The 14,972-nt window shown below is 35.0% G+C and carries 8 protein-coding genes and 4 pseudogenes; 5 read left to right on the forward strand and 7 right to left on the reverse strand.

Features of this window, described 5'->3' with window-relative positions; all coding sequences use genetic code 11:
• Nucleotides 1–147: 147 nt before the first annotated feature.
• Complete coding sequence (locus tag AC1M9L_RS11590; protein ID WP_481592205.1) at nt 148–294, forward strand: hypothetical protein; 147 nt, start codon at nt 148–150, stop codon at nt 292–294.
• Nucleotides 295–321: 27 nt separating this feature from the next.
• Here AC1M9L_RS11590 and AC1M9L_RS11595 read toward each other — a convergent pair whose 3' ends face one another.
• From AC1M9L_RS11595 to AC1M9L_RS11610, 4 genes are all read right to left on the reverse strand, one after another.
• Nucleotides 322–1,254 carry an IS5 family transposase gene (locus AC1M9L_RS11595; RefSeq protein ID WP_481592206.1) on the reverse strand — a complete coding sequence of 311 codons (933 nt, stop codon included), beginning with the start codon at nt 1,252–1,254 and terminating at the stop codon, nt 322–324.
• A gap of 302 nt (nt 1,255–1,556) precedes the next feature.
• Entirely contained in the window at nt 1,557–2,939 is a 1,383-nt protein-coding gene (locus AC1M9L_RS11600) for a hypothetical protein (protein WP_481592207.1), read from the reverse strand.
• Nucleotides 2,932–7,944, reverse strand: a complete 5,013-nt coding sequence (locus AC1M9L_RS11605) for an AAA domain-containing protein (protein ID WP_481592232.1) — start codon at nt 7,942–7,944, stop codon at nt 2,932–2,934. Before AC1M9L_RS11605 ends, AC1M9L_RS11600 begins: the two co-directional genes overlap by 8 nt.
• A 364-nt stretch (nt 7,945–8,308) precedes the next feature.
• Nucleotides 8,309–9,241, reverse strand: a complete 933-nt coding sequence (locus AC1M9L_RS11610) for an IS5-like element IS17 family transposase (RefSeq protein WP_481592208.1) — start codon at nt 9,239–9,241, stop codon at nt 8,309–8,311.
• Between the two features lie 130 nt (nt 9,242–9,371).
• Here AC1M9L_RS11610 and AC1M9L_RS11615 point away from each other — a divergent pair, with 130 nt between their 5' ends.
• Nucleotides 9,372–11,306, forward strand: a complete 1,935-nt coding sequence (locus AC1M9L_RS11615) for a hypothetical protein (RefSeq protein WP_481592209.1) — start codon at nt 9,372–9,374, stop codon at nt 11,304–11,306.
• 28 nt (nt 11,307–11,334) lie between these two features.
• Here the strand turns inward: AC1M9L_RS11615 and AC1M9L_RS11620 are convergent.
• Both AC1M9L_RS11620 and AC1M9L_RS11625 read right to left on the reverse strand, forming a co-directional pair.
• A pseudogene (locus AC1M9L_RS11620) lies at nt 11,335–11,487 on the reverse strand (IS982 family transposase); the annotation flags it as partial.
• 168 nt (nt 11,488–11,655) lie between these two features.
• Nucleotides 11,656–12,380, reverse strand: a pseudogene (locus AC1M9L_RS11625) (IS982 family transposase); the annotation flags it as partial.
• A 237-nt stretch (nt 12,381–12,617) separates the two neighbouring features.
• Between AC1M9L_RS11625 and AC1M9L_RS11630 the strand changes: the two are divergent.
• The 3 genes and pseudogenes from AC1M9L_RS11630 to AC1M9L_RS11640 all read left to right on the forward strand — a co-directional run.
• Nucleotides 12,618–13,556, forward strand: coding sequence for a tetratricopeptide repeat protein (locus AC1M9L_RS11630; RefSeq protein WP_180042279.1), 939 nt, complete (start codon nt 12,618–12,620; stop codon nt 13,554–13,556).
• 3 nt (nt 13,557–13,559) lie between these two features.
• Nucleotides 13,560–13,798, forward strand: a pseudogene (locus AC1M9L_RS11635) (hypothetical protein); the annotation flags it as partial.
• Nucleotides 13,770–13,871 (forward strand): annotated as a pseudogene (locus AC1M9L_RS11640) (IS982 family transposase); the annotation flags it as partial. The pseudogenes AC1M9L_RS11635 and AC1M9L_RS11640, both read left to right, overlap by 29 nt.
• Before the next feature lie 26 nt (nt 13,872–13,897).
• Here the strand turns inward: AC1M9L_RS11640 and AC1M9L_RS11645 are convergent.
• Complete coding sequence (locus AC1M9L_RS11645) at nt 13,898–14,866, reverse strand: hypothetical protein (protein WP_481592210.1); 969 nt, start codon at nt 14,864–14,866, stop codon at nt 13,898–13,900.
• Nucleotides 14,867–14,972: the final 106 nt, after the last annotated feature.

Here is a 14,972-nt window from a genome sequence, read left to right on the forward strand (position 1 = left end):
ATTCATATGCCTTACAAAAAAAATCTGAGGTGGTGTAAGTTGAAATCAAAGGTAACTTCATCTTTATTTTGATAAAAATAAAGATGTTTAACCCATTTCGGCATCACGGCTTCGGTTGCGATTTTATTTTCTTTATTGGTTGCCCGATTGCTCACGCCAATGATGGCAGCTTATATGCTAAAACCTAAAAATAAGAGGGATGAAACAAAAAAACAGCCGGATGGCTGGGTTATGCGACACTATAAAGCCATAGTAAAATTTACATTAAATTGGCTTTGTTGCACAAAGATTTGAAATACAAAGCCCTTAATTGAGCCAAATTTAAGGCGTAACTTGGGTAAGTGGTCGACCTAATTCCGTAAATCTGTTGAGGACTGCTACACGTGCATGAATTTCATTCACCTGACTAGAAAAGCTTCTTGCCATTAATTTATCGCCTAATAATTTGATGCAATGCATCTTGGTTTCCACCAAACTGTGGCGATGATAGCCTGACCATTTTTTCCATAATGTCCTGCCTAAACGTTTAACTGTTCGAAGTAATTCATTTCGCGCTAGCGAACTGATCTTTGTATCTTTCCATGGTTTCGCATTTTTTCTAGGTGGAATCACCGCATGCGCTTGCCGATCTGCAATGACCTGACGACATTGCTTGGTGTCATAAGCTCCATCGGTATAAACAGAGTCAATCTGCTCATCTTGTGGAATCTGATCGAGTAAATCACCAAGCACTTGTGAATCACTCACATTATTTGTAGTGAGTTGAATGGCGCGTATTTGAAGGGTTTTGGCATCTATACCAATATGAAGTTTACGCCATTGGCGACGATATTCAGGTCCATGTTTCTTGAGTTTCCATTCGCCCTCACCTAGAAACTTCATGCCTGTAGAGTCTATGAGTAGATGCAGCCCATCGCTACTTTTTTGGTAGCTGATTGCAATATCAATATGCTTTTGTCTTCTACAAAGCGTACTGTAATCTGGTGCGGTCCAATTTAATCCGCAAAGTTTAATCAGACTTTGCACAAAGCCAGTGACCATACGTAAAGATAGATGGAATAAGGATTTAATCATTAAGCAGCATTGGATAGCTGCGTCGGAGTAGGTTTGATTTCGCCCTTGTTTGCCTTTTGATGGAGCATGCCATTGCGTAGCAGGATCAAACCAAATGGCAATATTTCCGCGACTCATGAGTGCTCGGTTATATGCGGGCCAATTGGTTGTGCGATAGATGTTGTGTGTAGGCTTCTTCATTTGAAAATTATATCGCTGAAAAAGCCTTTACAAATAGGTTTGTGCAACAAAGCCAGTGGGAACTAAATTAAGGCTTATAGGATAGCTTGGTAAGATGAGTTAGCCGAATTCTTACCTATAACTGTCTTTAAATCCATAAATAGGTGTCCACTTAATTTAGTGGACACTATCGCGATATTAATGGGTTAGAAAAAGTGGGGTTCAGCGGATGCTTACGATCAGGGGATCTAAAATTTTGAATAACAGTTTTAAGATTCTAGCAAATACATAAATCAAATAACTTTTGCATCATTCAACTGAATCTACTTCTTAAACATTGGACCAAAACTTATCCCATTTTCCTCTTTTGGTCGCTGCCAAGCATCAAACAAATTCACCAAGCAGTTTACCATACTCTTATTGGTACTCATTGAACCTATTGGAAAACTGGTCAGGTATTCAGCTTCTGAATCTAAGACATGCAAAATTACCACTGCAAATTCGTTTTCTACAACAAGCATTTCAAAGTTTCCAGCTAGCAAACCCTCTTTAATTCCATAGAAATATTTCTGATGGTCTTTTGCAATGATTTTGCGGTAATTAATAATGGATGCTTTATCTTGCTCATTATTCATAGGCAAAAAGCACTTTAGCTTTAATTCAACATTTTGTTTGTTCTTGAGCTGTCCCAAAGCACCAACAAAAGTGTTAAATCTAAGTGATTTTCCCCAAAAGGCATCATCCGGTGCCAACCAATAAATATTCTGAACTAGACGACCGGTTGCAATAATCTCTTTAATTTTATTGAGAATAAGTTTTGCGTTACCTTGGCTATAACATGGTCCTATAAACTGATGATTACTTTCATCTCCTGAGCTTTCAATAATATTTAAACTATTGAATAGTGCTACCGATGCCAAGAAACGCCCATCTTTAAAATATTGTTGTAAGTTAAATTCTTCAAATCCATCTAGATTATCTACGATGTCTTTAATATTGTTCCCTTTCTTACTTTGACCTAAAACCTGATAAGTTTTTTCTCTAAGTTCTTCACTCATAATAGAGTCAAAAACTTTAATTGCTTGTGGTTCTGCATTGGCATCAATATTAAGGTCAAGGGATTTACGTACCGTGCAGTCTTTGACTTTCTTAACCGTACCCATCTTATAGATGCTTGGTCTACCATCCATTTTTTTTAGTGTTATGACCTCATCTTCTACAAGTTGGTAAAATTGCTTCTGGAATCTATCACGCACAATGTTTTCACTGTTTGCAGCATTCGAGTTTGAAGCGATTAATTTCAAACCATACATATTATTGTCAGGCTTTTCCGGAATGAAATTGAAATTAGTTAACTCATACATCAAATTTTGAGTATGCTCCAGAATTGATGCCACTTTAGGTATTGAGTCTACAGTTGTGAAATATTTCATTGATTTATTTGTTAGATGGAATAAATCGTCCTTTTTTAGTTCAATTTCATTATTTGTAATAAGTTGATCCAATACTATTCTGGATTCTCTTTGATTCAACCCTAAAAAATTGGCAACACTATCTGCTGACATTGGGCTAATACGAAGTAATCTCATAATCATTGAGTCAATGAAATTTGGCATTTGACTTGATGTATAATTAAACTTAACTTCAAAGCGTTGCGCAGGGATTAGGATATCCACATCATGATATGGAATGCTGTAATTAGTCATGAGTGATTCCTCTACGTGAATTATTTCCAGTCTTAGCGTGTCGTCTTGTTTCTAATTTAGGATCAGCTATATATTGATAGTGATCTTTATCTCCTAATCGCTCATTGATATAGCTAAAAACTTCACCCAATGGAGTTTCTTGATGCTTTGGCATATTCCACAATCTTGATGCACCAAATATAACTAATCTATCCATAGCTCTTGATAAGGCAACGTTGATTCGATTTGGCATTTTCATGAAACCGATTTTGTTATCTTCACTGTTACGAGTAATGGACAGAATGATTATTCTATTCTCTTTACCCTGATAGCTATCTACCGTATCAATTTTCACTAGGTTCCTAAAATCCTCATTCCAAGACTTAGAGTTGAACTGCTTCCTCAAATGACGTTTTTGTTCCCCATACATACAGATAATGCCGATCGGTGGCTCATTCGGCTTAGATCTGTCTTTTAGCTCTTTCAATAATTGTTCATCTGCATGTATACGCTCTAACAAATCAATAATTTTACGAGCTTCGTGTTTATTGAAGAATGTAGTACCCACTCCATCACTGAATTTCTCTGAGGTATCTACCCATGTGACAGTTGAGCGTAATTCTTTAACAGTAGATTGCTGATAGATATGTGGCACCATGCGTACCATATCTTTTTGGTGAGAATGACCTAAAGGTTCGATAACACCAGTATTTAGTTCATCATCATAGAAACAAGCAGATACCATTTCCCCAATTGCCGGTGCCATACGGTATTGAACCAAAAGCTTTCCTTGAACTGTCTTACCATAAGGTGAGTTAAACAATCTCTCAAAATCACTTTTTAGATTAGCCTCAATACGATTTTTAGAGACCCCTAATTTACGACCAAGTGCTTTTGCATGTTCCGGTGAATAGAGTGGCGGTAATTGTTTATGATCACCAACTAACAGGATTCTTTTAGCCGATTGCATTGCAATAGCTAATTCAGACGAAATTGATCTCGCTGATTCATCAATAATGACCCAATCAAATGATTGGTTAGCGATGTCTATCGAATGATGTCCTATTCCCACACATGTACCACAAACAAATTGACGAGTTTTTGAAAGATATGTTTCATAATTTGCATTTGGACTATCTATTAACTCATCGTAATCAAACGCAATTTTTACAAGTGCTTTAGCGTTACTGGCAGCTTTACCATGCACTTCAAAAGCATCATCTAACATCTGCCAAATTTGATTTTCACGATCTAAAATTTGACGGCTATTTAAACCTACCAATGATGAATACAGCTCAGGTGAATAGCCCTTGAGTCTTTCAATAAGCTTGTCGGCTAGTTTATTCCACTCAGTTTTTGAGATTAGATTTTCTTCTGGCAATTCGCTTGAAACCAACATTCTTGATAAATGCCCAAATAATTGCACTTTTAAGAACAAGGCACATGCTAAGTATTTTCGATCAACACCAATGGACTGACTTAAAGATAAAATCCGTTGCTCCATTTCACTTAAAAACAGATTTTTATGTGTTGAAATGATCGAGTCTGAGTAAACATCTTTTAAGTTATTCGATACAGCACTTTCTCTATTACTGAAACGAACAATCTCCAACGGCGTATTCAAGCGGTTAGAATGTTTTCTAATTCGCTCGGCAGCTGTATTCACAGCTTCGTGTGATTGACTAACCATCAATACATTATTGACGTTCTGCTTCTCGAATAGGTAATGAACGAATGCAGCAATAAACTCCGTTTTACCTGTACCTGGGGGACCTTGGAGAATAGAAACTGGACCATAGTTGATAAGTTTACGAAAAGCTTTTCGTTGTAAATCATTCAGACTAACAACCACCTTGCCCGTTTGATCTGTTTGATCATATCTCTCAAAATCTTGGTCTGTTACCTCAATGTCATAACAAATAGGATTGATATTTGAGTCAGGTTCAAAATAATCAACTAAATTCGGTATATCCGATTGCCGTCTGAGAATCTGTTCTAGAGCATTTTTTCTTTTTAAGAATGATGACTTATCCGCTTTCGTGCGTAGGTATAAGACCTCACCTACTTTAATTTTATCCGCATGTTTAACACCCTTTACTCGCAACTCACCTGCTAAAGAGTGTTGAATATCAATGTCCCCTACACGGAATTCTCTGTCGTCACCATTAAAATCAATAGTTTTATGGATCAGGCTGATGATTGAGTCTTTAGGGAATTTGTCTAATACATCATTGTCATCTTCATAGCGTGCGATATAAATTTTATTATCAACAAACTGTAGTGGTTGCGATAAAATGATATAAGGTAACGCCTCTGTCTCCGTTTCTAAAATTGCTTTCCATAGCTTTCTAGTATCAATATTCAATGCAGCTAAATTTTTAACCTCATCAGTGAGGTCATTTGAATATTGATCTAAAATTAACGGTACATCAGGATTAATATTTTGTTCTAAACCCGATAAAATTTGAGAATCAACACTTTCTTCTTGATCATTTAATTGACTTGCAAGAACATCATCAATAGCAGTTACAAATTCTTCAAGTCCAAAAAGAAAATTAGAAAGATCTGAATAATCTGAACGGCCAACTGCATGTTGTACATCTAGAGCTACATTAATCTCTAGTACAGCTTGATCTACAATGTAGTGTGGCACCACATCCGACTCACGGACACCAGTGATAAATTTAATACTTTTACTTTCAGGATCTAAAATAAATTGTATAGAGCCACCAATACCTTGCATTTTAACAACAATGTCTTTGGCATTACGACCCTTTTCTAATGACACATATACACGTTTATTGTCGCCGTAAATTGTAAGTTCATTAAACTTATCTGGCACAGGCACTCGAATAGTTGGCGTATCACTATTACCTTGAGCAGTTTCAATACTATCCAATAACCGGTTAAGATCCCCTAGAGGATATTCATTTTCTTCAAGCTCTAATTTAACAGCGTCACTAATCCATCTAAAGTCAGTGCTATCTTTACCAATTTCGAAATCTAGGATGTCACATACTAATTTCATGATTGCGAAGTTTTGGCACTGTTCACTCGTTGGGTTATCAATGTGATCAGGATAGTATTCACATTCAGGATCTACTGTATGGTTTATATCTATGATGTCGTTAAATACAAAACTGTTTTCTTCTAAATTGAATAGAACATTGAAACTAGAAATTCTACCAATAGGTAAACCAAGTTTCTGCAAATGAAGAATTGCTTCAATTAAGTTGGCAGCCAACAATAGTCGGGTCTCATTTGTCGTATTAATTTCATTGGCTCTAAAACCATCTTGATATTCATTGACGATAAACAAGGATCTCGACTTAGTAGAAATGCCAACTCTTACAAGCTTTGGTAAATAAGGTAAATTCTGCTCGACTGTCTCATTAATACGTTCAAAGAAATGCTGATATTTGAGAATGTCACTCGATGTAAAATCCTCTATATGTACATCCGACCATTCTTTAACGAGCAAATCACCTGAGCGATATAAAATAACGTCAGGTTCCTCATCTTCATACAGCTCATAATCCTCTGGATAAGCTTTATGTATTCTATCCGTCGTAATGTATTGTTCTAATAATGTCGGATCAGCGCTAAACTCAACTGATTGTACTGGTCTATTGGTATTGAACAGGCGTAGCAATTGGGTTGCATCTTCAACTTCTAGATTGATAGCCTTTTTAACTAGATCACCTATCCAGTGTGAACTTTCAACACTAATATTGCTCAGTGACTTAGACGTTAACCGAATATTCGACCATAAATGCCATGCTAAAACAGCAAGCATATAAGTATCTTTCTTAAACATTGAAACATTCTCAAACTTTGAGCAAGACGTATCATTTAAAAAAGACAGTTCGGGTTGTAATTCACGAATATTATTATCAATACTTTTAGTATCAGCTGTTAAAAAGTGAGAAATTCCTACCTCTTTTTGAGGTGAGATCCAAATACAATGTGCATTAATATCTCCATGTGAAACGCCAATTTTGTGCATTTCAGAAAATTTGCTTAATAAAATTTGTATTAAATCTAGTTTATCTTCTTCACTTAGATTGTGGCTAATTGTAGTTATGAAGTCATTGAATCGAAGGTGACTTTGGCGATATTCAACCAACTCATTGTATTGTTGAGTGATTTGATCTTCCTCTGGCATGATCAAAGGAACAAGTGCCGTGTTATATAAATGGTTACTTTGCTTAAACTCAGCACTGATAACACGCTCATGATTCAGTAAATGAGCTCTAAGTTTAGGAGATTGAATACTCAAATTATGAAAATTTGCGAATTGCCATTGTCTTATAATCGCTTTGTCAGAACGAGATATTGTAGAGGTCGCCTCATACTCCACATAAAGCTTCTTAGGGTGAGAGATAAGCTCATCGTCCTGTTTATATTTATGCACAACAACCTTTTTAGGCGGGTTGTTTTTGCTTGTGAAAATCTTATCGATTAATTCAAAATCTTTGTATAGATGTTGAGCTTGTGGGTGTGGTTTGAACTCTTTATTAAAATTATTTTTGGTGGCAAATTTTAGAAACTTTTCTAGGCTTATTACGTGATTTAGATCTTCATCAGGCAAGCCAGAGAAATTAACTTTTCCGCACATAACAACATAAAAATGAACTCTAGGTACAAAACCTGGATTACCCTGAAATTTGTTTTTTAATACCTTTAATTTATTCATAAGAATGAATTGTTTTTGGCGTGTCAAAGAAACTGGTGACACACCCATATCACGATCATCCATATACCAATTGCCATCAGCTGTCTTGATCGACTTTCCATTCCAGTCTTTCAGTTCAACAATAATCAGGACACTATTGGTCACTAAAATTAGATCGAATTCCCCCTCTTTTTTTGAGATTTGATCCACCAAGGTATAGCCTGCATAACCATACCAAGGACTCACTTTTCTCATTTCATCTTCTACGCTAAAAGCTTCTCTAATCTTAGTTAATGCTTTAGTTTCGTGTTGATGAATACCATTTGCTTGAGTTTTAATAATTAAAGACATAAATATCCCACAAAAAACACATAAAAAATCAATCAAATTCAATAATTTAATTAGATTTAGATAGTTCTGAATATATAAAGTTTGGTATATGGTTATTGGCTTAGAGCAATACATATTGCTTTAGCTCAAAAATTAGGTGGTTTTTTTAATATCAGCCCTCAACCCTACTGGGTTTATTTTTTGTATGTGTGAAAAATATTCAAAATCAAATTAAAAGTAAAGTATTATTTTAAATATCTTTTATTTGGGTTATTTAGTTTTAACAGATTTGGTAATCCCAGTAATCCTCCCATAAATCACCGAAGTTAAAAGGGCTTTGTTGCACAAAGATTTGAAATGCAAAGCGCCCCTAATTGAGCCAAATTTAAGGCGTAACTTGGGTAAGTGGTCGACCTAATTCCGTAAATCTGTTGAGGACTGCTACACGTGCATGAATTTCATTCACCTGACTAGGAAAGCTTCTTGCCATTAATTTATCGCCTAATAATTTGATGCAATGCATCTTGGTTTCCACCAAACTGCGGCGATGATAGCCTGACCATTTTTTCCATAATGTCCTGCCTAAACGTTTAACTGTTCGAAGTAATTCATTTCGCTCTAGCGAGCTACTCTTTGTATCTTTCCATGGTTTCGCATTTTTTCTAGGTGGAATCACCGCATGTGCTTGCCGATCTGCAATGACCTGACGGCATTGCTTGGTGTCATAAGCTCCATCGGTATAAACAGAGTCAATCTGCTCATCTTGTGGAATCTGATTAAGTAAATCACCAAGCACCTGTGAATCACTGACATTATTGGTTGTGAGCTGAATAGCGCGTATTTGTAGGGTTTTGGCATCTATACCAATATGTAGTTTACGCCATTGGCGACGATATTCAGCTCCATGTTTCTTGCGTTTCCATTCGCCCTCACCTAGAAACTTCAAGCCTGTAGAGTCTACGAGTAGATGCAGTCCATCGCTACTTTTTTGGTAGCTGATTGCAATATCAATATGGTTTTGTCTTCTACAAAGCGTACTGTAATCTGGTGCGGTCCAATTTAATCCGCAAAGTTTAATCAGACTTTGCACAAAGCCAGTGACCATACGTAAAGATAGACGGAATAAGGATTTAATCATTAAGCAGCATTGGATAGCTGCGTCGGAGTAGGTTTGATTTCGCCCTTGTTTGCCTTTTGATGGAGCATACCATTGCGTAGCAGGATCAAACCAAATGGCAATATTTCCGCGACTCATGAGTGCTCGGTTATATACGGGGCAATTGGTTGTGCGGTAGATGTTGTGTGTAGGCTTCTTCATTTGAAAATTATATCGCTGAAAAAGCCTTTACAGATAGGTTTGTGCAACAAAGCCGATAAAATAAGTCATTGATAAATAGAGTTTAATATATAATAATCGAAAATAACTTTTAAAGCTACCTTCTTATATAATGTTAAAAGATCAGTTAGAAAAAGAACTTCCTCAAATTTTATTATCATCTGTACAAAACATCATTCATGGAAATCATGTTGAAGGTAAAGAACTCATTCTTGAACGTTCTGCTGTTTATCCTTTTAAATTGACAGTGACGATTGATTGGAACTTTACATCCGAATGGAATAATGAAAGGATTGCTGGAGGTAAACCCGCTTCAATACATAGTGGTATTCGTTTAAGTGATTTCGAGTCTATTCATGACAATCATGTTCATGATGCTGCTAATAATAAAATTAGACGCTTAGATTTTATTAATGAGTATAAAAATTTTGGATCTAAAGGTTTAGTTTATAATCAGAAAAAAACTATTCATGAATATCCAACACATTCTTATCAATATTATTGCGATAATTGTGGAGGAGATGGGGAATGTAACTGCTCAAATTGTTCAGGAAATGGACGTGTACAGTGCAACAATTGTTGGGGTGCAGGGCAAGTTCAAGAAAATTACACTGAATATAATAACTGGAATAAAACCTATGAACAGCATTCAAGATATGTATCATGTGCCCGCTGTGGTGGAGGGGGAAGAACCACCTGCTACAGTTGTAGTGGCTCTGGACGTCAGCAATGTTCACCTTGCTCTGGTTATGGTTATTTTACTTATTATCGTAGCACTTATTTAGTTGCTGTTCCTTATAATCAGTATCATGTCAATTGCCAAGAACATGCGCAAAAGTTGGTAGATCATCTTGCTGGATGTAATCATGATCATTTATATCAACATATATATTTTAACGGTTTTAATTATGAGCCAAATGGTCAATCTCATGAAAGATTTACTTATTATGGCGATAGCTTTATTACAGAGATTTTTACAAACTTACGTTCAATTCAACATCATATAGTAGGGTACAGTAACCCACCTTTGCCCTTTATTCGTTCAGGGATATTTGATCAGCTATTTATTGAAGAAATCACGGCACTTGAACAATATCAAGATAAGGGGGAAAAAATTCCAAAAGAAAAAGCTTTAAAATTTTTTAATGAATTTTCTGGACAACCTGTATTAGAACGTTCATTACGTGGTGTAGCAAAAGATCGTACATCAACATCGCAAGATCATACTGAGATGATTCGAGAGTTATGTTCTTATTTTATTACTCAAAATTCTGCACAGCGGTTATCGGATGGCATTAACGCAATTCTAGATAAAGTATCTCCTGCATATAATGGTCTTGTTTGGATTATTGCAGCATTAATTTACTTTGTTGCAGCAGGCATTTATATTGAATATTTTTTAGAAACATTCAATATTTCAAGTATATGGGATTTAATTCTTGAACTTGTTATTTTTTTATTTTTTACATTATTATACTATTGTGCATATAGTATTATCACATATTTACTCAGTATCACTGTATGTACTTATAAGAGTCGAAATATACCTGTAGAGTTTCGTCAAAAATTTAGGAATAATGAACCTTTTCTTGCTACTGCCTTCATAGGTTCATTTTTTGTGATCATTATGGGAATCTATGGCTATGCTGCTCATCATAAGACATGGTTGCCGAATGCTGGTCCAACACTTTTAAATTTATTATTTAAATCAGTTAATTATATTGTGCCTGATCAAATAGTACACAAATATTGTAAAGATGAAGATCCAATTTTACCTTATAGAGATAAAAAATTTATTTGTGGATCTAAATACTTTATTAATATAAATCAGTTAACAGATGGCACATATATTTTTGGTGATCCTAAAAGTAGAATTCAAACACTTCTTAGAAATGATAATCCTGAAATTATTATAGATGGCAAAATTGGACCAAAAACGAAAGAGGCAGTTGTAGAATATTTTAAGAAACGTAATATGAATTTTGATGGGAATTGGTCATATAATAAAATTGCTATACATATGGAGATTGATAATAGAGAATATTAAAATTATTCTTAAATAACCCGAATCCTGTTTAAGCCAATGCTTCACTAATTTTGATCATTGGCTTATTTTTATGGCAGAGCTGATAAGCACACAAAGTTGCATAAATACCTGCCAAATAGCCTTCAAGGCTTCTCGCTTTAGTCGTCACTAAATGATATTGACCTTTCAGTAAACTAAATAACCCGAATCGCGGATAAGGTTTTTTCTTTAAAATCATAAAATAACTATAATTTTATGATTAATTTTAATCAGTTTTTAGTGTTATCAGATCAAATCATAGACTTTTTTATGCTCAAACTGATGGATAAGTCTCAAGATGAATGATCTCACTTCCTTAAGCAGGATTCGGGTTAAATAAAGTTTCTATTTTATTCCGCTGCTTTAAATTGTATTCATCTGCTTTGGATAAACCCACAGCTTGCATGTTTTTACGATGATATGTAATTAAATCAATAGCTTTGTTCTTCAACTTGGATTTCAATTCCTGACTGATATATCCACGATCCGCATAGAGCTTTGTTTTTAATCCGTCTACCAACTGTTCAACTATTTTAATATCTGCTGTATGCCCATTGATAAAGCTATACGGACAATCTCTCCTGGTTGATTCATGATTAAATGCAGCTTACAGCCATAGAACCAGCCCATAGAGCTCTTGCCTCTAGATGCAATTTTAGCTAAAGATTTATGTCGCTGAATGCGTTGATTTTTACATACTGGCAGTGTGGTTGAATCAACCCATAAATAAGCATTTTGCTGATCTTTCATCAAAGCAAAATGCAAAGCATGTAATGCTAATTGATGTGATTGAATCAGATGAATCATGCATTGGTAACAAGGTAGGCTTTTAAATAAATGACTATTATCTTGTCTTAAAGATGCAAATAATGCTTTAAAGTTGTTGAAATGTGAACATTTATACCAAATGGCAATAAAGACGATTTCAGAAAGGCTCAATACGGATGAGCGCACTCTTAAGCGTTTTTTTCCTTGTTTTAGAAAATTCCAATAAGTTGATTCAAATTTTTGAAAGAAATCATCAATTGCACAGAATAAAGTAATAAAATCAAACATGGTGACTAGAGTTGTGAGTTTGGTGTGGTAACTCAACTGATGGCTCTAGTCATCTTTTTTTCAAGTCAATTTCTTATCCAAGATTCAGGTTAATTTAGGTGTGGGAAATATATGTGAAGTATAAGCTTTTACTATAGTTATTTGATTTATAAGCAGTATATAATAATAAAATTAGCCTTTTAGATTATACAAATAAATTTAATTAAAAACGATTTTAAAATTCGGTACGGTTCACTTATGAAAATTCAAAAACTCGTTCTAGCTACGATCCTTGGGGTTACATGTAGCATGTCTGCTCAAGCAGCAATACAGGTAAAATCAGGGAATAGCACAGTTGAAAAAATCCAAGCCCCTTTATTGAATTTACAAGCAAAAGCGACACTTTTAGGCTTTGCTAAGAATGAATATGAATTAGGTATGGCTTATTACGAAGGGAAAATTGTTCAACGAGATCCACAAAAAGCAGCTGAATGGTTGTTAAAATCAGCTAACAAAAATTATGCACCTGCAATGTTTGTGGTCGGTAAAATGGCATTGATTGGGGATGGCATACAACAAAATATTCAAGCGGGTAGTCAATTGATTCAGGCTGCAGCAAATAAAGGTGACAAACAAGCGCTGGCCTTTATTAACGAAAGTAAGCAATTAAAGGCAGTAGATCAAAAAAATAACGCAGTATCCAAAAATCAGAATATGCATAACGGAATGTGCTCATATCAAGATTTTTATATTCAATCAGCAGGTGATCACGATCGTGCAAAACAGCAGGGCAAGAAAGTTAAAGATATCGAAGAATATGTGAAAGGACCTTGTAAAATTAACATCACGTATAGCAAAAATAATCGTGTTGAAATTAATGCGAATTTCCGTGCAAATAATCAAAATTATGATGCCTATATGGTCACTAAATTAAATGATTCCTGTGATGACGGGATCTGTGGTATGGCGATCAATAGTCCTAAACAGCATCTTACGGAATACGATAGAATCACGTCATACAATAAAAAAGGTGAAGCAATAGATACCAATGAAGATGATGATAGACGATTATTAAAAACTCGATTTAAAAGTCATCAATCCTACTGTTTTGAGGCATTCTGGGCACATAGTGGAACTGTGTTCTGTATGAATTTGGAAGGGAATGATGTTTATCAACATGAAAGAGCTGTGCCATAGTCGATATTAAACAGAGTCAGATCCTGCATATACTCCGATATTCGCATAACCCAGTCCCAGGATGCTCAGCTACTTCATATTTTAGAACGTCACATCAGACGTTTACTGCAAAAATACAAAGCTCAAGGCCCAGCTCATTAGTCCATGCTGCACGTGGCCAAACCAGCAATTCTAGGCTTCCTGAAGAGCTCAGACTTAAGTGCCTCAATCTGGTCGCTGAACAATTCCATGGTTTCGGACCATATCATGGCTGCTGTAGTGGCTTATTGCTTGAATCCCAATAAGCCAACTTTCCCAAATATGCTAAAAGGCTAAGTGGATTTCATCGAACTCAGGTTAAGTTATTTCAGCTCTTCAAGAATTACAGAAGCTGCTATATCGTTCAAATCTTGACAGTCATTACCAGTCATTGTATTACCACGTACAAATTCTACTTTGCCATAACGTGAAATTTCATAATGACGTCCTTGAATTAAAGTATATCCGATAAGAATGTTACTTATATTTTGTAGATATCCCTGCATTCCTTGAAGATCATTAAAATTATAGGTGGAATCACTTGCTACTCTTCCCCATCTACTTTCAAGGTCTTTTTGTAAAGGAGAGTTAATTGGATAGGTATTTAAGTAAAAATATTCTTGATTATTTTCAACGCGTTGTAATTGTAAGCACTTTGAACCTGCAGGGAATACTTTATCCTTAACTTTTTCATAAAATTCATTATAAGTTAAGTTATATGGATTTTTAACTGTGCCATTCCATAAGCTAATATCTGTTGCTATATCTGGAAGCGTAATATCTGAAGAAAATTGATCCATATATTCTGTGACTTTTTTATGACTCAAATCAATTACTTTCCATGTAATAGTATGCTCTAACGTTGTTGGTTTAGAAGTTGCTGATAAAGGCTGTTGAATCCAAATCTGTTGATCTGGTGAAAGATTTTGTATTTGATAGTTTGCAAGATATTCTCCATAAATTGGATGAGTTGTGCCTGATTTATATAAATTATCATTTGTTACAGCGACTAACGGAGGTTCTCCTGATAGATCCATATAGTTTAAGTCAAGTCCAGAAACAGTTTTAAAGTAGCCTTTGCCATCAAAAAAGGTGGTTTGTTGATGTTCTACAATAGTTTTTAAGGGTGCTTGGCTATTTTCTTTATATGGATAAGGAAGGAAAGCTGACCATGTGGTCGTGTTAGAATTATTATTACCTGTATTATCAGCAGAGGAATTACCGCCTCCACCTCCACATGCAGTGAGTATAATTGCACTTAAAATTGCTAATGAAGTATATTTAATTTTCATAAAGAATCTCTAAATTATTAATTTATCATGTGAAATTTCTAGCATTTATATCTTAATTGTTTTTATCAAAAAATAAAGAAAATTCTTAGATTAGCATTTGAAGTGC

Source organism: Acinetobacter sp. ANC_7511 (assembly GCF_056779975.1).

Excerpts from the sequence above, each read along its gene's own strand:
- AC1M9L_RS11595 (WP_481592206.1), bottom strand. The coding sequence starts at position 1,254 with ATGAAGAAGCCTACACACAACATCTATCGCACAACCAATTGGCCCGCA.
- AC1M9L_RS11600 (WP_481592207.1), bottom strand. The coding sequence starts at position 2,939 with ATGACTAATTACAGCATTCCATATCATGATGTGGATATCCTAATCCCT.
- AC1M9L_RS11605 (WP_481592232.1), bottom strand. The coding sequence starts at position 7,944 with ATGTCTTTAATTATTAAAACTCAAGCAAATGGTATTCATCAACACGAA.
- AC1M9L_RS11610 (WP_481592208.1), bottom strand. The coding sequence starts at position 9,241 with ATGAAGAAGCCTACACACAACATCTACCGCACAACCAATTGCCCCGTA.
- AC1M9L_RS11615 (WP_481592209.1), top strand. The coding sequence starts at position 9,372 with ATGTTAAAAGATCAGTTAGAAAAAGAACTTCCTCAAATTTTATTATCA.
- AC1M9L_RS11630 (WP_180042279.1), top strand. The coding sequence starts at position 12,618 with ATGAAAATTCAAAAACTCGTTCTAGCTACGATCCTTGGGGTTACATGT.
- AC1M9L_RS11645 (WP_481592210.1), bottom strand. The coding sequence starts at position 14,866 with ATGAAAATTAAATATACTTCATTAGCAATTTTAAGTGCAATTATACTC.